This window comes from Acidovorax sp. Leaf191, from assembly GCF_001424425.1.
Taxonomy (GTDB): domain Bacteria; phylum Pseudomonadota; class Gammaproteobacteria; order Burkholderiales; family Burkholderiaceae_C; genus Acidovorax.
In genome coordinates this window covers 260325-277436 of record NZ_LMPT01000012.1, presented here as the reverse complement: position 1 = coordinate 277436, position 17112 = coordinate 260325, and the positions used below count along the sequence as shown (strand labels likewise).

Sequence of the window (17112 nt, the reverse complement as noted above, 5' to 3'; positions counted from 1 at the left end):
GTCATTCTTCAGTCGGTGGCCTCATCCGGCTGTCAGGGTGGATGTGTCCCGCCAGCGGTGCGACTTTCGCGGGGCAGCACGGTGCGCTCGAACGGAGCGGTTTTGAACTGCCGCTCCAGCGTCCCTTGCCCTGCACCGCACGCAGACGCAGGCAGCACTCACGTTTTTCGGGGCGCGGCTCTTGGCCCAGGATGATGAGGTGGTGTGTCCCAGGCCATTGTCTCCGCAGTGCCGAGACAATTTGCGCATCGGGGTACGCCTCGTCAAACTGCCGCATCCGCAAGAGGTTCGGCCGGGTGAAGCCTCGCAGCACCAGCTGCGTCTGCGCCATGTAGTCCGCCAGCTGCGCCACCACCCCATCACCCCACTCAGCCGCTGCAATCTTGGGGCTGATGCGCTCGCCGATCTGCCAGTACAGCTCGACCAGCAGGGTGTTGACCGCCTGCACGGCCTGCTGCCGGCTGGCGGCGATGAGGCGCGCACTGTCGGCGGAATCGGCGGGCTGTGGGACGCTCGTCACGGCGCTGGGCGGGGGCGACAACAGTCAGTCTTTGGGAATGGCACCCGCAAACGCATCGATGATGCGGCGCAGCGGCGCCTGCTTGAGCTTGAGCGCGGCCTGGTTCACGACCAAGTAGGAGCTGATGTCCATGATGCGTTCGACCTCCACCAGGTGGTTGGCCTTGAGCGTGTTGCCGGTGGAGACCAGATCGACGATGGCGTCGGCCAGGCCGATCAGCGGGGCCAGTTCCATGCTGCCGTACAGCTTGACCATGTCCACGTGCACGCCCTTGCTCGCAAAGAAGTCGCGGGCGATGCTGGTGTACTTGGTGGCCACCTTCAGGCGCGAGCCCTGCTTGACGGCGCGCTCGTAGTCGAAGTCGCTGCGCACGGCCACGCTCACCCGACACTTGGCGATGCGCAAATCGAGCGGCTGGTACAGGCCCTGGCCGCCGTGCTCGATGAGGGTGTCCTTGCCGGTCACGCCGATGTCGGCGCCGCCGTATTCCACGTAGGTGGGCACGTCGGTGGCGCGCACCAGCACCACGCGCACGTCGGGCTGGTTGGTGGTCAGGATGAGCTTGCGGGATTTTTCGGGGTCTTCCAGCACCTCGATGCCGGCGGCGGCCAGCAAGGGCAGGGTTTCGTCGAAGATGCGGCCTTTCGAGAGGGCCAGGGTGATCGTCATTGCAATTGCTCCACTGTTCTTTGGTAGGCCCCAAACCCTATGAAACTGGCACGCCGCAAGCATGGGCCGCCGTGTAAGGGCCGCCCCGCCACACGGGCGGCGTCCCCCTTCCCGCATTGCGCAGCAAGGCGAGAGAAGGGGGAAGCGGCGAAGCCGCTCAGGGGGTTGTTCTTCATGTCATCCGTTCAATGTGGGCGCCGATGCCGCGCAGTTTGGCTTCCATGCAGTCGTAGCCACGGTCCAGGTGGTAGATGCGGTCCACCACGGTTTCGCCGTCGGCCACCAGGCCCGCGATGACGAGGCTGGCGGACGCGCGCAGGTCGGTGGCCATCACGGTGGCGCCGGACAGGCGGCTGGATGTGGTGCTCAGGCCTTCGATGATGGCGACCTTGCCGTCGGTCTGGATCTTGGCGCCCAGGCGCACCAGTTCGTCGACGTGCATGAAGCGGTTCTCGAAGATGGTCTCGGTCACCGTGGCCGTGCCCTGCGCGATGCAATTGAGCGCCATGAACTGGGCCTGCATATCGGTCGGAAAGCCGGGGTATTCGGTGGTGCGGAAACCCTGGGCCTTGAGCGTGGCGCCGCCTGCGCTCTTCACGCGGATGCCGCCGTCCACGCCCTGCACTTCCACGCCGGCTTCGCGCAGCTTCTCGATGACGGCGTCCAGGTGGTCGGCGCGGCCATGGCGCAGCGTGACGTCGCCGCCCGTGGCGGCCACCGCGCACAGGAAGGTGCCGGCCTCGATGCGATCGGCCACCACACGGTGGGTGCAGCCGCGCAGCTTGTCGACGCCCTGGATGCGGATGCGGCTGGTGCCGTGGCCTTCGATCTGCGCGCCCATGGCGATCAGCATCTCGGCCAGGTCGATGATCTCGGGCTCCTGCGCGGCGTTCTCGAGCACTGTTTCACCCTCGGCCAGAGCCGCGGCCATGAGGAAGTTTTCGGTGCCGGTCACGGTGACCATGTCGGTGGTGATGCGAGCGCCTTTCAGGCGCGTCCAGCCGGCGGGCAGCTTGGCGATCATGTAGCCGTGCTCGACCACGATCTCTGCGCCCATGGCCGTGAGGCCCTTGATGTGCTGGTCCACCGGCCGCGAGCCGATGGCGCAGCCGCCGGGCAGCGAGACGGTCGCCTCGCCAAAGCGCGCCAGCAGCGGGCCCAGGGCCAGCACCGACGCCCGCATGGTCTTGACCAGCTCGTACGGTGCCTCGGGCGTGCTCAGCGCACCGGCGTCGATGAGCACCGTGCCGTCGTCCGAGCGGCTGGCCGTGACGCCCATGTTGCGGATCAGCGTGAGCATGGTCGCCACGTCCTGCAATTGCGGCACGTTCAGCAGGGTCACCGGCTCGGCGGTCAGCAACGCCGCACACAGCTCGGGCAGCGCGGCGTTCTTGGCGCCGGAGACCAGCACCTCGCCCTGCAGGCTGCGTCCACCGCGGATCAGGAGTTTGTCCATCTCGAAAAGAACCAGGAATAGGGGTAAAAAATGCCGCTACCGCGCTTTCAGCAAGCGGCAGCAGCTATAAAAATCATAGCTATTAGAGTTACTTCGGCTGCGCGGCCCATTCGGCGGGCGTGAAGGTCTTCATCGACAGCGCGTGCACCTCGTCGGTGTGCATTTTGGCGCCCAGCGTGGCGTACACCCGCTGGTGGCGCTGGATGGAGCGCTTGCCTTCGAACTCGGCCGAGACGATGGTGGCGTACCAGTGGCGGCCATCGCCTTCGAGCGTGATGTGTTCGCAGGCGAGGCCGGCGGTGATGATGTTCTGGAGCTCTTCTGCAGTCATGTCATGGGTCCATTGCTGGGGGTAGCATTCACGCCGCTGAAACACGCACGGCGCAGGCGCGAAGCGACTCGGAGGGATGCGCGCTAGTTCCTGATTTTGTAGCCGGTGCGCAGCAGGTGCACCGCCAGCGCGCTCACGGCCAGCCAGGCCACGCCCACGATGCTCAGGCTCAGCCAGGGCGAGGTGTCGCTCTGTCCGAAGAAGCCGTAGCGAAAGCCGTCGATCATGTAGAAGAACGGGTTCAGGTGGCTTACCGTCTGCCAGAAGGGTGGCAGCGACTGGATGGAATAGAACACGCCCGACAGGAAGGTCATGGGCACGATGATGAAGTTCTGGAAGGCGGCCATCTGGTCGAACTTGTCGGCCCACAGGCCCGCCAGCAGCCCCAGCGTGGCCAGCAGCGCCGCACCCAGAAAGGCGAACGCCAGGATCCACAGCGGCGCTGCGAATTCGGGCCGCGCGAACGCCAGCGTGACGATGAACACCCCGAGCCCCACCGCCAGACCGCGCACGATGGACGAGCCCACGTAGGCACAGAACCACGCCCAGTGCGACAGCGGCGTGAGCAGCACGAACACCAGGCTGCCCATGATCTTGCTCTGGATGATGCTGGACGAGCTGTTGGCAAACGCGTTCTGCAGCACGCTCATCATCACGAGGCCGGGCACCAGAAACGCGGTGTAGCTGATGCGGTCGTAGACCTTGACGTGGTCTTCCAGCACATGGCCGAAGATCAGCAGGTACAGCACGGCGGTGAGCACCGGGGCGGCCACGGTCTGGAAGCTGACCTTCCAGAAGCGAAGCACCTCTTTATAAAACAGGGTCTGCCAGCCGGTCATAGTGGCGCCCCCACGCTCGGCACTGGCGTGTCCTCGCTGCCCCCCGAGGGGGCCACGCCTTGCTTGGGGCGGCCCGGCGCTGCGGCGGACGCGATCTTGTCCAGGGAAATATTCGATGCGGAGGTGCCCGACATCACCTGCAGGAACACATCTTCCAGGTCGGGCCTGCGGATCTCCATGTCGTGCACGTCGACACCCGCCACACGCAGCGCGGCCAGGTGGCTTTCGATCTCGGCGGCGTCGTGCGCGGGCAGTTGCACGATGCGGCCCGTGACACGTGCCACGGTCGCCAGCGACGGCGGCAGCGCGGCATCGGTCTTGAATTGCAGCACGCTGCCCGAGGCCGCCTGCAGCAGCTCGCTGGTGCGGTTGAGCGCCACGATCTGCCCGGTCTTGAGCATGGCGATGCGCCCGCACAGCGCCTCGGCTTCTTCGAGGTAGTGCGTCGTCAGCAGCACGGTGTGGCCTTCCTTGTTCAGGCGCGCCACGAAGTGCCAGAGCGTCTGGCGCAGCTCGACGTCCACACCGGCGGTGGGTTCGTCCAGCACGATGATCGGCGGCTTGTGCACCAGCGCCTGCGCCACCAGCACGCGGCGCTTCATGCCGCCCGAGAGCTGGCGAAGGTTGGAGTTGGCCTTGTCGGTGAGGCCCAGGTTCTCGAGCAGCTCGTCGATCCAGGCGTCGTTGTTCTTCACACCGAAGTAGCCCGACTGGATGCGCAACGATTCACGGACGTTGAAGAACGGGTCGAACACCAGCTCCTGCGGCACGATACCGAGCTTGCGGCGTGCGTCGGCATAGTCGGCCTGCACATCGCTGCCCTGCACGAGCACCCTCCCTTGGCTGGCGCGGGCCAGGCCCGCCAGGATGCTGATGAGGGTGGTCTTGCCCGCACCGTTGGGGCCCAGAAGGCCGAAGAACTCGCCCTCCTGGATATCCAGGCTGACGTTGTTCAGCGCCTGGAAAGGGCCCTTGGGCGTGGAGAAGGTCTTGGAGACGGCTTGGAATGAGACTGCGGGCATGAAGCCCCTGATTTTACGGCCTAGCCCCGAACTGCGCCCGCGTGGGGGCGGAACGACGATGCCGCGCCGGCCGTGTGGCGCGGCAGCACCGCAGGATCAGGACGCCGGAGTGAGCAAGGTGCCCACGCCGTACAGGCCCGCCATGCCCCGCAGCGCGGTGGGCAGGCCCTGCACCGAAAACGTCTTGCGCATGGCCAGCGCCTCGCGCCGGCATTCGAGCAGCACGGCGAGCGCCGACGTATCGAACACGGTGAGCGCATTCGCATCGACCACCACCCCCGGCTCGCGGTGCACCTTCAGGCCCTGCAGCAGCATGCGCAGGCAGGCCGTGGCCTGGCGGTGGGTGAGTTCGGCGGGCAGGACGAGCATCTCAAATTCCCCCGACTGCAAACGCAACGCGCGGCCGTTGCAACCGGCGCCACCCAGCCAGCGCACCAGCGGAACTGACTCCGGTGCGCCCCCCTCCCGCAGCGCGCAGCTCAGCGAGAAAGGGGGGTGACGCGAAGCGACTCAGGGGGATCATCACTTACTTACTTACTTGCGTTGCTCTTGTTGCGAGCCACCAGGGTCTCGATGAGGCCGTCGACGCCCTTGGCATTGATCTCCTGCGCGAACTGGCCGCGGTAGGTTTCCACCAGCCACACGCCCAGCACATTCAGGTTGTAGATCTTCCAGCCGGCACCGTCGCCGGGGGTTTTTTCCAGGCGGTAGTCGAGCTGGATCGGGTCGCCACGGCCGACGATCTCGGTGCGCACCAGCACGTCCTTGTCCTCGGGCGCTGCCCGCAGGGGCTTGACCTGGATGGTCTGGTCGTTCACTTGCGCCAGCGCGCCGGCATAGGTGCGCACCAGCAGGATCTTGAACTCGTCCTGCAGGCGCTTTTGCTGCTCGGGCGTGGCCTGGCGCCAGCCGGGGCCCACGGCGGCGGCGGTCATGCGGCGGAAGTTGACATTCGGCATCACGGTCTTGTCGACCAGCGCGATGATCTTGGAGAGGTCACCGCCCTGGATGGCCTTGTCGGACTTCACGGTGGTCAGCACGTCGGCCGACAGGCGCTTGATCAGCGCATCGGGCGCTTCGTCCGCCGCCAGCGCAGCAAAGGGCAGGCCCAGTGCGGCCACAGCGGTCAGGCACAAGGCGGCTTGGCCCAGGGTGCGTCGGTTCATCATGATGGTGTCTACTTTCTTGTCGAAGGCTGCGGGCGCCGGTGGCGCCCTGCATTCATTTCATTGTGGGCGCAGCACAATGGCCCTGTGCGTCGCCCGGGTTGCGGGTTGCAAGCAAGTGCAACGAACGCGCCGCGGCGACTACGCCACGGCGCGGCGCGCATTCAGCGCGGAGGCTCCTGGGGCAGCACGCCGTCGTTGCCGTTGCGGTCTTCCTTATCGTCGCCGTTCACTGCCGTGCTCACCAGCTGCTGGCTGCGCACCTGCAGGAACACGTCACGCGTGAAGCTGTACTTGTCCAGCGCGGCGCTGTCGAGCACGGAGCCCGCGCGCAGCAGGTTGGCGCGCACGTCCACCGCACGCAGGGCGTACAGCGAGTTGCGGGCCGACACCGGGTCCACATAGCTGACCACATTGCCCTTCATGTCCACCGGCAGCGCCAGCGTGTCGCGCACGGTCGATGGCCCCAGGATGGGCAGCACCAGGTACGGCCCCGTGTCCACGCCCCAGTAACCGAGCGTCAGGCCGAAGTCCTGCTTGTAGCGGTCGATGCCCAGTTCGCTGGCGATGTCGAGCACGCCGCCCAGTCCCATGAAGGTGTTCACATTGACCCGCATGAAGGTGGATGCGGCCGCCTCGCCGCGCAGTTGCAGCACATTGTTCACGAACGACCACACGTCGCCGATGTTGGCGAAGAAATTGCTCACGCCGGTGCGCACCGGCGCCGGCGTGACGTCCTTGTAGGCAATCGCCACCGGCCGGAGCACCAGCGCATCGACCTGCTCGTTGAAGTTGGTCATGCTGCGGTTGTACGACTCGAACGGATCGCGCGGGTCGGGGTTGGCCACGGTGGCGCAGCCGGTGAGCAGTGCGGCTCCCAGCAGAAAGGCCAGCCACGCGGCGGCGCGGGCGGCGGGTTGGGAGAGCTTGGTCATCGTCGTCATTTCTTGTCACCTGCCCCTGCGGGCTTGCTGTTGCTGCCGTCTTCGGCCTTGTTGTAGAGGAATTGTCCGATCAGGTTCTCGAGCACCACGGCGGACTGCGTGGAAGTGACCATGTCGCCGGCCACCAGATTCTTTTCGTCGGCACCGGCCTCGATGCCGATGTACTGCTCGCCCAGCAGGCCGCTGGTGAGGATCTTGAGGGAGCTGTCCTTGGGGAAAGCGTAACGGTTTTCCATCGCCAGCGTCACGCGGGCCTGGTAGGTCTTGTCGTCGAACGTGATGGACTCCACGCGCCCGACCACCACGCCCGCGCCGCGCACCGCGGCCTGGGGCTTGAGCCCCCCGATGTTGTCGAAGCGCGCGGTGATGCGGTAGCCCGGCTGGAGGTTCAGGCTCAGCAGGTTGGCCGACTGCAGCGCCAGAAACACCAGCGCCACCGTGCCGAGCATGACGAAAAGCCCTACCCAGAGATCGTTTTTGGATGGTTGCATTGTTTGGATTCCTCTTGGCCAGCGGCTGTGCCGGCGTCAGATACTGAACATCAGGGCCGTCAGGATGAAGTCGAGCGCCAGCACGGCCAGGGACGCCATCACCACCGTGCGGGTCGTGGCGCGCGCCACGCCCTCAGGCGTGGGCTTGGCCGCAAAACCCTGCAGCAGCGCCACGAAGGTGACGGTGACGCCGAACACGAAGCTCTTGATCACGCCATTGCCCACGTCGCGCCAGACATCCACACCGCCCTGCATCTGACTCCAGAACGCACCGTGGTCCACGCCGATCATGACCACGCCGACGACCCAGCCGCCGATCACGCCGACGGCGCTGAACACCGCCGCCAGCAGGGGCATGGTGATCACGCCGGCCCAAAAGCGCGGCGCCAGGATGCGGCGCACCGGGTCGACCGCCATCATTTCCATCGCACTGAGCTGCTCGCCCGCGCGCATCAGGCCGATCTCGGCCGTGAGCGAGGTGCCCGCCCGGCCCGCGAAGAGCAAGGCCGTGACCACCGGGCCCAGCTCGCGCACCAGCGACAGCGCCACCAGCAGGCCCAGCGCTTCCGAGGCGCCATAGCGCTGCAGCGTGTAATAGCCCTGCAGGCCCAGCACAAAACCGACGAACAGCCCGGACACCGCGATGATGGCCAGCGAATAGTTGCCCAGGAAGTGGATCTGGTCGCGCACCAGCGCAGGCCGCATGAAAGCGGCGCCGCCCAGGCGCAGCAGCCGCGCGAACAGGCGCGCAGCCATGCCGATGTCGGCCAGCTTCTGGCGCACCGCGAAACCCACGTCGGACGGCTTGTACCAGCTCACAGCACCTTCCCTCCGAGCGGGCCGAAGTCCTCTTCCGCGGAGGGCCCTGCGTAATGAAAAGGAACCGGCCCCGTGGGCAGCGCGTTCACGAACTGGTGCACCAGCGGGTCGGTGCTGGCACGCACTTCATCGGGCGTGCCCTGCGCCGCCACCACGCCGGCGCCCAGGATGATCACGTGGTCGGCCAGGCGAAAGGTCTCTTCCAGGTCGTGCGAGACGATGATGCTGGTCAGGCCCATGGCGTCGTTGAGCTGGCGGATGAGCTGCGCGGCCGTGCCCAGCGAGATCGGGTCCAGCCCCGCAAAGGGCTCGTCGTACATGACGAGCTCCGGGTCCAGCGCAATCGCCCGCGCCAGCGCCACACGCCGCGCCATGCCGCCGGAGATCTGGCTGGGCATGAGGTCGCGTGCGCCGCGCAGGCCCACGGCGTGCAGCTTCATGAGCACCACGTCGCGGATCAGCGTATCGGAGAGGTCGGTGTGCTCGCGCAGCGGAAACGCCACGTTCTCGAACACCGACAGGTCGGTGAACAGCGCACCGAACTGGAATAGCATGCCCATGCGCCGGCGGGCTGCGTACAGGCCCGCGGCATCGAGCCCTGCCACGTCCTGGCCGTCGAACAGCACCTGGCCGCTCTGGGCCTTCTGCTGCCCGCCGATCAGGCGCAGCACGGTGGTCTTGCCGCCCCCGGACGCGCCCATGAGGGCCGTCACCTTGCCGCGCGGCACGGAGAGCGTCACATCGCGCAGGATCGTGCGGTCACCGTACGAGAAGGTGACGTTGCGCAATTCGGCAAGAAAGGAGGACTCAGGCATGCAGGACGGGATGGATTTCAGGCGATCCAGGCTGGCCGGAGCCAGAAAACAAGGGAAATGGCAGCTGCGATGGTAGCCGAAGACTTAAACATACATTCATGTATGTTTGCAATTTGAAGCACCTGCAGAGGGGGTTAAAGAACCGCTCATGGGTGTTTGCCCCCTACCGCCACAGACCTCGATTGTGCCAAGAAAGGCAAAGCTGGGTGTGGGCGGTGCCCATGCGGCACAGAATGCTGTCTCGGCGGTCGCCCGAGCCGCGCCGCCCTCAGGGAACATCGGGCTGGCTTGGTGCATGAAGCGATCAGGCCGTCACCGTCCCAGGACCGCCCTCTCCAAGAGTTTCACGGCCGCGCCCGTTGCGTTACGACGTCCTTCCAGCGCCCTGCCCGACCCCAAGCACCTGCCCCACAACTGCCGATCAACTGCCACGCCCCCGGCGTTTGTGTCGGTTGCGGCCCCCCCTGCGTCACAAGAAAAACGGCGCCCGAAGGCGCCGTTGGCAGCCCGCGGCACGCAGGCTCAGGGTCCAGGTCCGAGCCCGCAACCGCTCAGCGGGGCAGGTCCGAATAGCCCATGAGGAATTCGTCGACGGCCCGTGCCGCCTGGCGGCCTTCGCGGATCGCCCACACCACCAGCGACTGGCCGCGGCGGATGTCGCCGGCTGCAAACACCTTGGGCACGTTGGTCGCATAGCCACCGTCGAATTCGGTGGTGGCGCGCGCGTTGCCGCGGGCGTCCTTGTCCACGCCGAAGGCTTCGAGCACGGCAGCCACAGGGCTCACGAAGCCCATGGCCAACAGAACCAGGTCGGCCTTGAGCACCGTCTCGGAGCCCGCCACTTCGACCATCTTGCCGTCCTTCCACTCCACGCGCACGGTCTTGAGGCCGGTGACCTTGCCCTTTTCGCCGATGAACTCCTTGGTGGAGATGGCGAACTCGCGCTCGCAGCCCTCATCGTGGCTGGAGCTCGTGCGCAGCTTGATCGGCCAGTAGGGCCAGGTCATGGGGCGGTTTTCTTCGGCGGGCGGCTGGGGCATCAGCTCGAACTGCGTGACGCTCACGGCGCCGTGGCGGTTGCTGGTGCCCACGCAGTCGCTGCCGGTGTCGCCGCCACCGATCACGATGACGTGCTTGCCATCGGCGCGCAACTGGCCCTTGAGCTTGTCGCCCGCGTTGACCTTGTTCTGCTGCGGCAGGAATTCCATCGCGAAGTGGATACCGTCCAGGTCGCGGCCGGGCACGGGCAGGTCGCGCGACTGCTCGGCGCCACCGGTCAGCACCACGGCGTCGAAGTCCTTTTGCAGCTGCTCGGGCGTGATAGTTTCCTTGGCCCAGTTGGTCACCTTGGAATCCTTGCCCAGGCCGTCCTTGGCGGCACCGACGAACACGCCGGTGCGGATGGTCACGCCTTCGGCTTCCATCTGCTTGGCGCGGCGGTCGATGTGCGACTTCTCCATCTTGAAGTCAGGGATGCCATAGCGCAGCAGCCCGCCGATGCGGTCGTTCTTCTCGAACAGCGTGACGCTGTGGCCGGCGCGCGCCAGTTGCTGCGCCGCCGCCATGCCTGCAGGGCCCGAGCCCACCACGGCGACCTTCTTGCCGGTCTGGTGCTTGGCGGGGCGCGGCTGCACCCAGCCTTCGTCCCAAGCGCGGTCGATGATGGCGTGCTCGATGGACTTGATGCCCACGGCGTCGTCGTTCACATTGAGCACGCAGGCAGCCTCGCAGGGCGCGGGGCAGATGCGGCCGGTGAACTCGGGGAAGTTGTTGGTGCTGTGCAGCACCTCGATCGCGCTCTTCCAGTCCTGGTGATAGACCAGGTCGTTGAAGTCCGGAATGATGTTGTTGACGGGGCAGCCGCTGTTGCAGAACGGCGTGCCGCAGTCCATGCAGCGCGCGCCCTGGATCTTGGCCTGCGAGTCATCGAGGCCGATGACGAATTCCTTGTAGTGCTTCAGGCGCTCGCCGACGGGCTTGTAACCCTCTTCGATGCGCTCGTACTCCATGAAGCCGGTGGTCTTTCCCATGACGGTGTCCTTGAATCTTTGGTCTATGAACGGTGAGGTGTGGGTCGCGGCTCGCCTTACTTGGCGGGCACCGCTACCTTTTCAGGAGCTGCTACCGCAGGTGTAGCGGGCTCTTCCAGCACTTTTCGTTCATAAATTTCAGCCAGTGCGCGCTTGTACTCGGTCGGGAAGACCTTGACGAACTTGCCGCGCGACGCGGCCCAGTTGTCCAGCAGTTCGCGGGCACGCTTGCTGCCGGTCCAGCGGTTGTGGTCTTCCAGCAGCTTCTTGAGCTGCGCTTCGTCGCTCTGGCCACCGTGCCAGATGGAACGGGGCACCGTGGCCTCTTGCTCCGAGGCGGGCAGGATGCGCTCCAGCGTCACCATGGACATGTTGCAGCGCGTGTCGAACTGGCCGTCCTCGTCGTACACATAGGCCACGCCACCGCTCATGCCCGCCGCGAAGTTGCGGCCGGTCTTGCCGAGCACCACCACGGTGCCGCCGGTCATGTATTCGCAGCCATGGTCGCCCGTGCCTTCCACCACCGCAGTGGCACCCGACAGGCGCACGGCAAAGCGTTCGCCGGCCACGCCGCTGAAGAAGGCCTCGCCCGTGGTGGCGCCGTACATCACCGTGTTGCCCACGATGGTGTTGCGCACGGATTCACCGCGGAAGTCGATGCTGGGGCGCACGATCACGCGGCCGCCGGACAGGCCCTTGCCGGTGTAGTCGTTGGCGTCGCCAATCAGGTACAGCGTGATGCCGCGGGTGAGGAACGCACCGAACGACTGCCCGCCCGTGCCTTCGAGCTGGATGCGGATGGTGTCGTCCGGCAGGCCTTCGGGGTGCACGCGCGTCACGGCGCCGGAGAGCATGGCGCCCACGGAGCGGTTCACGTTGCGGGCCACCTCGATGAACTGCACGCGCTCGCCCTTTTCGATGGCGGGCTTGCTGCGCTCGATGAGCTTGCGGTCCAGGGTGTTGGTGATGTTGTGGTCCTGCACGTCCACGTGGAAGCGCGGCACATCGGCGGGCACATTGGGCTGGGCGAACAGGCGGCCGAAGTCCAGGCCGCGTGCCTTCCAGTGGGCGATGCCAGAGCGGGTGTCGAGCAGGTCGGAGCGGCCGATCAGGTCGTCGAACTTCCTGATGCCGAGCTGCGCCATGATCTGGCGCACTTCTTCGGCGATGAAGAAGAAGTAGTTCACCACGTGCTCGGGCTTGCCCGAGAACTTCTTGCGCAGTTCGGGGTCCTGCGTGGCCACGCCCACGGGGCAGGTGTTCAGGTGGCACTTGCGCATCATGATGCAGCCCTCGACCACCAGCGGTGCCGTGGCGAAGCCGAATTCATCCGCGCCCAGCAGCGCGCCGATGGCGACGTCGCGGCCGGTCTTCATCTGGCCGTCGGCCTGCACGCGCACACGGCCGCGCAGGCGGTTGAGCACCAGGGTCTGCTGGGTTTCGGCCAGGCCGATCTCCCACGGGCCGCCTGCGTGCTTGATGGACGACCAGGGCGATGCGCCCGTGCCGCCGTCGTGCCCGGCGATCACAAGGTGGTCGCTCTTGCACTTGGTGACGCCCGCGGCGATGGTGCCCACGCCCACTTCTGACACCAGCTTGGTGCTGATGGTGGCGTGCGGCGCCACGTTCTTCAGGTCATGGATCAGCTGGGCCAGGTCTTCGATGGAGTAGATGTCGTGGTGCGGCGGGGGCGAGATCAGGCCCACGCCCGGCACGCTGTGGCGCAGCTTGCCGATGTAGTTGGACACCTTGCCGCCGGGCAGCTGGCCGCCTTCGCCGGGCTTGGCGCCCTGGGCCATCTTGATCTGGATCTGGTCGGCCGACGACAGGTACTCGGCCGTGACGCCGAAGCGGCCCGACGCGACCTGCTTGATGCGGCTGCGCAGCGAGTCGCCGTCCTGCAGGGGCAGGTCGACCTCGACGTTGGCGGCGCCGATCACGCTTTTGAGCGTATCGCCCTTCTTGATCGGGATGCCCTTGAGTTCGTTGCGGTAGCGCGCAGCGTCTTCGCCGCCTTCGCCGGTATTGCTCTTGCCGCCGATGCGGTTCATGGCCACGGCCAGCGTGGCGTGCGCCTCGGTGGAGATGGAGCCCAGCGACATCGCTCCGGTGGCGAAACGCTTGACGATTTCCTTGGCGGGCTCGACCTCGTCGATGGAGATGGCCTTGGAGGGATCGATCTTGAACTCGAACAGGCCGCGCAGCGTGAGGTGGCGCTTGCTCTGGTCGTTGATGATCTGGGCGTATTCCTTGTACGTGTTCCAGTTGTTGGCGCGCGTGCTGTGCTGCAGCTTGGCGATCGCGTCGGGCGTCCACATATGGTCTTCGCCGCGGGTGCGCCACGCGTATTCGCCGCCGGCGTCCAGCATGGTGGCCAGCACGGGGTCGTCGCCGAACGCGGCCTTGTGCATGCGGATGGCTTCTTCGGCGATCTCGAACACGCCGATGCCTTCCACGCGGCTGGCGGTGCCGGTGAAGTACTTGCCCACGGTGTCGGTGTTCAGGCCGATGGCCTCGAACAGCTGCGCGCCGCAGTAGGACATGTAGGTGCTCACGCCCATCTTGGACATGATCTTGGACAGCCCCTTGCCGATGGCCTTGACGTAGTTGTAGATGGCCTTGTCCGGCGACAGGTCGCCTGCCAGACCCGAGTGCATCTCGGCCAGGGTTTCCATGGCGAGGTAGGGGTGCACGGCTTCCGCGCCGTAACCGCCCAGCACGGCGAAGTGGTGCACTTCACGCGCGGTACCGGTCTCGACCACCAGGCCGGCGGTGGTGCGCAGGCCTGCGCCCACCAGGTGCTGGTGGATGGCCGACAGGGCCAGCAGCGCGGGGATGGCCACCTGGGTGGCACTCACGGCGCGGTCGCTGACGATCAGGATGTTGGCGCCGCCCTTGATGGCGTCCACGGCCTGCGCGCACAGCGACGCGAGCTTGGCTTCCACGCCTTCACGGCCCCAGTCCAGCGGGTAGGTGATGTCGATGGTGGCGCTCTTGAACTTGCCCTGCGTGTACTTCTCGATGTTGCGCAGCTTGGCCATGTCAGCGAAGTCCAGCACGGGCTGGCTCACTTCCAGGCGCATCGGCGGGTTGACCTGGTTGATGTCCAGCAGGTTGGGCTTGGGTCCGATGAAGGACACCAGCGACATCACGATGGCTTCGCGGATCGGGTCGATGGGCGGGTTGGTCACCTGCGCGAACAGCTGCTTGAAGTAGTTGTACAGCGGCTTGTTCTTGCCCGAGAGCACGGCCAGCGGGCTGTCGTTGCCCATGGAGCCGATGCCTTCTTCGCCGTTCCTGGCCATGGGCGCCATCAGGAACTTGATGTCTTCCTGGGTGTAGCCGAAGGCCTGCTGACGGTCGAGCAGCGGCAGGGGTGCGGCGTCGGGAGTGGACGCAGTGTCGGTGCCCACGCTGTCGAGCTTGATGCGCAGGTTTTCGATCCACTGCTTGTAGGGCTTGGTGTTGACGATGTTGGCTTTCAACTCGTCGTCGTCGATCATGCGGCCCTGTTCCAGGTCGATCAGGAACATCTTGCCGGGCTGCAGGCGCCACTTGCGCACGATCTTGTTCTCGGGGATGGGCAGCACGCCGGATTCCGAGCCCATGATGACCAGGTCGTCATCGGTGATGCAGTAGCGCGAGGGGCGCAGGCCGTTGCGGTCCAGCGTGGCGCCGATCTGGCGGCCATCGGTGAACACGATGGAGGCGGGGCCGTCCCAGGGCTCGAGCATGGCGGCGTGGTATTCATAGAAGGCGCGGCGGCGCTCGTCCATGGTGGTGTGCTGCTCCCACGGCTCGGGGATCATCATCATCACGGCCTGGCTGATGGGGTAGCCGGCCATGGTCAGCAGTTCGAGGCAGTTGTCGAACGTGGCGGTGTCGGACTGGTCGGCAAAGCTGATGGGGTAGAGCTTTTGCAGGTCGGCGGCCAGCACGGGCGAGGCCATCACGCCTTCGCGCGCCTTCATCCAGTTGTAGTTGCCCTTGACGGTGTTGATTTCACCGTTATGCGCCACGTAGCGGTACGGGTGGGCCAGCGGCCACTCGGGAAAGGTGTTGGTGGAGAAACGCTGGTGCACCAGGCCGATGGCCGAGACGCAGCGCTCGTCGGACAGGTCCTTGTAGTACACGCCCACCTGGTCGGCCAGCAGCAGGCCCTTGTAGACCACGGTGCGGCTGGACATGCTGGGAACGTAGTATTCCTTGCTGTGCTTGAGCTTGAGGTTCTGGATGGCGGCGCTGGCCGTCTTGCGGATCACGTACAGCTTGCGCTCCAGCGCGTCCTGCACGATCACGTCGTTGCCACGGCCGATGAAGACCTGGCGCAGGATGGGCTCCTTCTTGCGCACGGTGGGCGACATGGGCATGTCGAGGTTGACCGGCACATCGCGCCAGCCCAGCAGCACCTGGCCTTCGGCCTTGATCGCACGCTCCATCTCCTGCTCGCAGGCCAGGCGCGATGCATGCTCCTTGGGCAGGAAGATCATGCCCACGCCGTATTCGCCGGACGCCGGCAGCGTGATGCCCTGCTTGGCCATCTCTTCACGGTACAGCGCGTCGGGGATCTGGATCAGGATGCCCGCACCATCGCCCATCAGCGGGTCGGCACCCACGGCACCCCGGTGATCGATGTTTTCCAGGATCTTCAGGGCCTGCGTCACGATGTCGTGGCGCTTCACACCCTTGATGTGGGCGACGAAGCCGAGCCCGCAGGCGTCGTGTTCGTTACCGGATGAATACAAACCGTGTTGTTGCAGATGCTGGATCTCGGCGGCCGTCGTGGTCATGGCGCACTCCTCATGTTTTTCGCAGGGAGTTGGAGATTAGTGCATTGCAACATGCGTTGCAAGCATATTAATTGGGGTCAGATTCCATTTTATTGTCCTACTAAATAAATACGGAATTTATTGGGGACAAGTCAAAAATGATAGCAAATGGCACACATCCATACAGCGAAAGCGCCTAAATCTCTTCAGAAACCGTCAGCAACACCGGGCGCCCGGCCTTACCGCGCACCACACGGCGCGGCGTCTGCTTTTGCAATTCGGCGACAAATTCCGGGTCACCCAGCGCCCAGCCGCTGAGGGCGGAGGTGGTCAATGCTGCTTGCTCCCGCGAGCTGATGCCCGCTTGCACTGCAGCGCCATAGGCCGCTTCCCGCGCGAACGGCGTATTGCCCAGCGCCCAGTACAGTGCGTGCGGGGTCAGCAAACGGTCCACCCGCAGGCCCAGCCAGTGCGCGTGGCTGGACCACGGATAGTCGACGGCTTGCACGACAGCGCCCGAGCGGACCGGATTCAGGTCGAGGTACACCATGCAGGGCAGCAGGTACCGCTCGGGCTGCAGCACCGTGGAGCGGTAGCGGCCCTCCCACAGCGTGCCGGTGCGGCCGTGCCGGCGGTTGAAGTACTGCACATAGCGGCGCCCCACCGCCTGCATCATCTGCGGCAGGCCGTCCGCGGTGGACGGCGTGGCCATCAGGTGGAAGTGGTTGTCCATGAGCACATAGGCATGGACGGCGACCGCGTGGCGCTGGGCGTTGTCCGCCAGCAGGGCGAGCATGGTCTCGAAGTCTTCGCGGTCCACGAAGATGGGCTGGCGGTTGTTGCCCCGCTGGATGACATGGTGCAGATGACCTGGCAGGGTCAGGCGCGGCAGGCGGGCCATGGGTAGGTAGGTCTCGGGGTGGCTGTTGGGATTGTCCGACACGCGAGCGTACCGCGGGACGACATCGCCCGCAGCATCGAGCGGCGACCATGCGGGCAGAAGCAACAACACGGAAAGGACCCCATGTCTTTTGCACTTTACATGCTCGGCTTCCTGATCTTCCTGGCCGGCGTGATCTGGGCGGCAGTGACTGCCGGGGTACCCCAGGTTTACATCGGCATCGGCGCACTGATCTTGCTGGGCATCGGCATCTTCAGCGCGGTCAGCAAGACGCGCTCCAAGGACCCACCGCAGAGCTGATCGGCTGCATTGCCGCAGGGCCGGGCCCCTGTGGCAGCAC

The 17112-nt window shown here is 65.8% G+C and carries 16 protein-coding genes; 1 reads left to right on the top strand and 15 read right to left on the bottom strand.

What is annotated here, in order from left to right:
* Position 1: 1 nt before the first annotated feature.
* From ASG27_RS09770 to ASG27_RS09700, 15 genes are all read right to left on the bottom strand, one after another.
* The gene (locus ASG27_RS09770; protein ID WP_056422861.1) at positions 2-520 is read right to left on the bottom strand and encodes a DUF1016 N-terminal domain-containing protein; all 519 of its coding nucleotides are present in this window, start codon (positions 518-520) and stop codon (positions 2-4) included.
* 24 nt (positions 521-544) lie between these two features.
* A complete protein-coding gene (gene hisG, locus ASG27_RS09765) occupies positions 545-1189 on the bottom strand; it encodes an ATP phosphoribosyltransferase (RefSeq protein WP_056415389.1) in 645 nt (214 codons plus the stop codon).
* A gap of 172 nt (positions 1190-1361) precedes the next feature.
* Positions 1362-2645, bottom strand: a complete 1284-nt coding sequence (gene murA, locus ASG27_RS09760; RefSeq protein WP_056415381.1) for a UDP-N-acetylglucosamine 1-carboxyvinyltransferase — start codon at positions 2643-2645, stop codon at positions 1362-1364.
* Between the two features lie 88 nt (positions 2646-2733).
* Entirely contained in the window at positions 2734-2976 is a 243-nt protein-coding gene (locus ASG27_RS09755; RefSeq protein WP_056415377.1) for a BolA family protein, read from the bottom strand.
* An 83-nt stretch (positions 2977-3059) separates the two neighbouring features.
* Entirely contained in the window at positions 3060-3815 is a 756-nt protein-coding gene (locus ASG27_RS09750; protein ID WP_056415376.1) for an ABC transporter permease, read from the bottom strand.
* Positions 3812-4837, bottom strand: a complete 1026-nt coding sequence (locus ASG27_RS09745) for an ABC transporter ATP-binding protein (RefSeq protein WP_056415375.1) — start codon at positions 4835-4837, stop codon at positions 3812-3814. The genes ASG27_RS09750 and ASG27_RS09745 overlap by 4 nt, the downstream gene beginning before the upstream one ends.
* A 96-nt stretch (positions 4838-4933) precedes the next feature.
* The gene (locus tag ASG27_RS09740) at positions 4934-5206 is read right to left on the bottom strand and encodes an STAS domain-containing protein (RefSeq protein ID WP_056415374.1); all 273 of its coding nucleotides are present in this window, start codon (positions 5204-5206) and stop codon (positions 4934-4936) included.
* Between the two features lie 161 nt (positions 5207-5367).
* Positions 5368-6006 carry an MlaC/ttg2D family ABC transporter substrate-binding protein gene (locus ASG27_RS09735; RefSeq protein WP_056173461.1) on the bottom strand — a complete coding sequence of 213 codons (639 nt, stop codon included), beginning with the start codon at positions 6004-6006 and terminating at the stop codon, positions 5368-5370.
* 161 nt (positions 6007-6167) lie between these two features.
* Positions 6168-6938: a VacJ family lipoprotein gene (locus ASG27_RS09730; protein WP_396503510.1), complete on the bottom strand. Its 771-nt coding sequence runs from the start codon at positions 6936-6938 to the stop codon at positions 6168-6170.
* Between the two features lie 5 nt (positions 6939-6943).
* On the bottom strand, positions 6944-7438 hold the full coding sequence (gene mlaD / locus ASG27_RS09725) for an outer membrane lipid asymmetry maintenance protein MlaD (protein WP_056415367.1): 495 nt from the start codon (positions 7436-7438) through the stop codon (positions 6944-6946).
* A gap of 36 nt (positions 7439-7474) precedes the next feature.
* A complete protein-coding gene (gene mlaE, locus ASG27_RS09720) occupies positions 7475-8257 on the bottom strand; it encodes a lipid asymmetry maintenance ABC transporter permease subunit MlaE (protein ID WP_056415366.1) in 783 nt (260 codons plus the stop codon).
* A complete protein-coding gene (locus ASG27_RS09715) occupies positions 8254-9072 on the bottom strand; it encodes an ABC transporter ATP-binding protein (protein ID WP_056415363.1) in 819 nt (272 codons plus the stop codon). The genes mlaE and ASG27_RS09715 overlap by 4 nt, the downstream gene beginning before the upstream one ends.
* 551 nt (positions 9073-9623) lie before the next feature.
* Positions 9624-11102 (bottom strand): glutamate synthase subunit beta, encoded by a 1479-nt coding sequence (locus tag ASG27_RS09710; RefSeq protein ID WP_056415360.1) that lies wholly within the window; start codon positions 11100-11102, stop codon positions 9624-9626.
* A 56-nt stretch (positions 11103-11158) separates the two neighbouring features.
* The gene (locus ASG27_RS09705; RefSeq protein ID WP_056415356.1) at positions 11159-15892 is read right to left on the bottom strand and encodes a glutamate synthase-related protein; all 4734 of its coding nucleotides are present in this window, start codon (positions 15890-15892) and stop codon (positions 11159-11161) included.
* A gap of 175 nt (positions 15893-16067) precedes the next feature.
* Entirely contained in the window at positions 16068-16772 is a 705-nt protein-coding gene (locus ASG27_RS09700) for a transposase (protein WP_056416314.1), read from the bottom strand.
* A 123-nt stretch (positions 16773-16895) separates the two neighbouring features.
* Between ASG27_RS09700 and ASG27_RS27275 the strand changes: the two genes are divergently transcribed.
* On the top strand, positions 16896-17072 hold the full coding sequence (locus ASG27_RS27275) for a hypothetical protein (RefSeq protein ID WP_056415353.1): 177 nt from the start codon (positions 16896-16898) through the stop codon (positions 17070-17072).
* Positions 17073-17112 lie beyond the last annotated feature (40 nt).

Bases quoted from the DNA above. Each gene is read 5' to 3' on its own strand.
- hisG (WP_056415389.1), bottom strand. From the start codon at position 1,189: ATGACGATCACCCTGGCCCTCTCGAAAGGCCGCATCTTCGACGAAACC.
- murA (WP_056415381.1), bottom strand. From the start codon at position 2,645: ATGGACAAACTCCTGATCCGCGGTGGACGCAGCCTGCAGGGCGAGGTG.
- ASG27_RS09755 (WP_056415377.1), bottom strand. From the start codon at position 2,976: ATGACTGCAGAAGAGCTCCAGAACATCATCACCGCCGGCCTCGCCTGC.
- ASG27_RS09750 (WP_056415376.1), bottom strand. From the start codon at position 3,815: ATGACCGGCTGGCAGACCCTGTTTTATAAAGAGGTGCTTCGCTTCTGG.
- ASG27_RS09745 (WP_056415375.1), bottom strand. From the start codon at position 4,837: ATGCCCGCAGTCTCATTCCAAGCCGTCTCCAAGACCTTCTCCACGCCC.
- ASG27_RS09740 (WP_056415374.1), bottom strand. From the start codon at position 5,206: ATGCTCGTCCTGCCCGCCGAACTCACCCACCGCCAGGCCACGGCCTGC.
- ASG27_RS09735 (WP_056173461.1), bottom strand. From the start codon at position 6,006: ATGATGAACCGACGCACCCTGGGCCAAGCCGCCTTGTGCCTGACCGCT.
- ASG27_RS09730 (WP_396503510.1), bottom strand. From the start codon at position 6,938: ATGACCAAGCTCTCCCAACCCGCCGCCCGCGCCGCCGCGTGGCTGGCC.
- mlaD (WP_056415367.1), bottom strand. From the start codon at position 7,438: ATGCAACCATCCAAAAACGATCTCTGGGTAGGGCTTTTCGTCATGCTC.
- ASG27_RS09715 (WP_056415363.1), bottom strand. From the start codon at position 9,072: ATGCCTGAGTCCTCCTTTCTTGCCGAATTGCGCAACGTCACCTTCTCG.
- ASG27_RS09710 (WP_056415360.1), bottom strand. From the start codon at position 11,102: ATGGGAAAGACCACCGGCTTCATGGAGTACGAGCGCATCGAAGAGGGT.
- ASG27_RS09705 (WP_056415356.1), bottom strand. From the start codon at position 15,892: ATGACCACGACGGCCGCCGAGATCCAGCATCTGCAACAACACGGTTTG.
- ASG27_RS09700 (WP_056416314.1), bottom strand. From the start codon at position 16,772: ATGGCCCGCCTGCCGCGCCTGACCCTGCCAGGTCATCTGCACCATGTC.
- ASG27_RS27275 (WP_056415353.1), top strand. From the start codon at position 16,896: ATGTCTTTTGCACTTTACATGCTCGGCTTCCTGATCTTCCTGGCCGGC.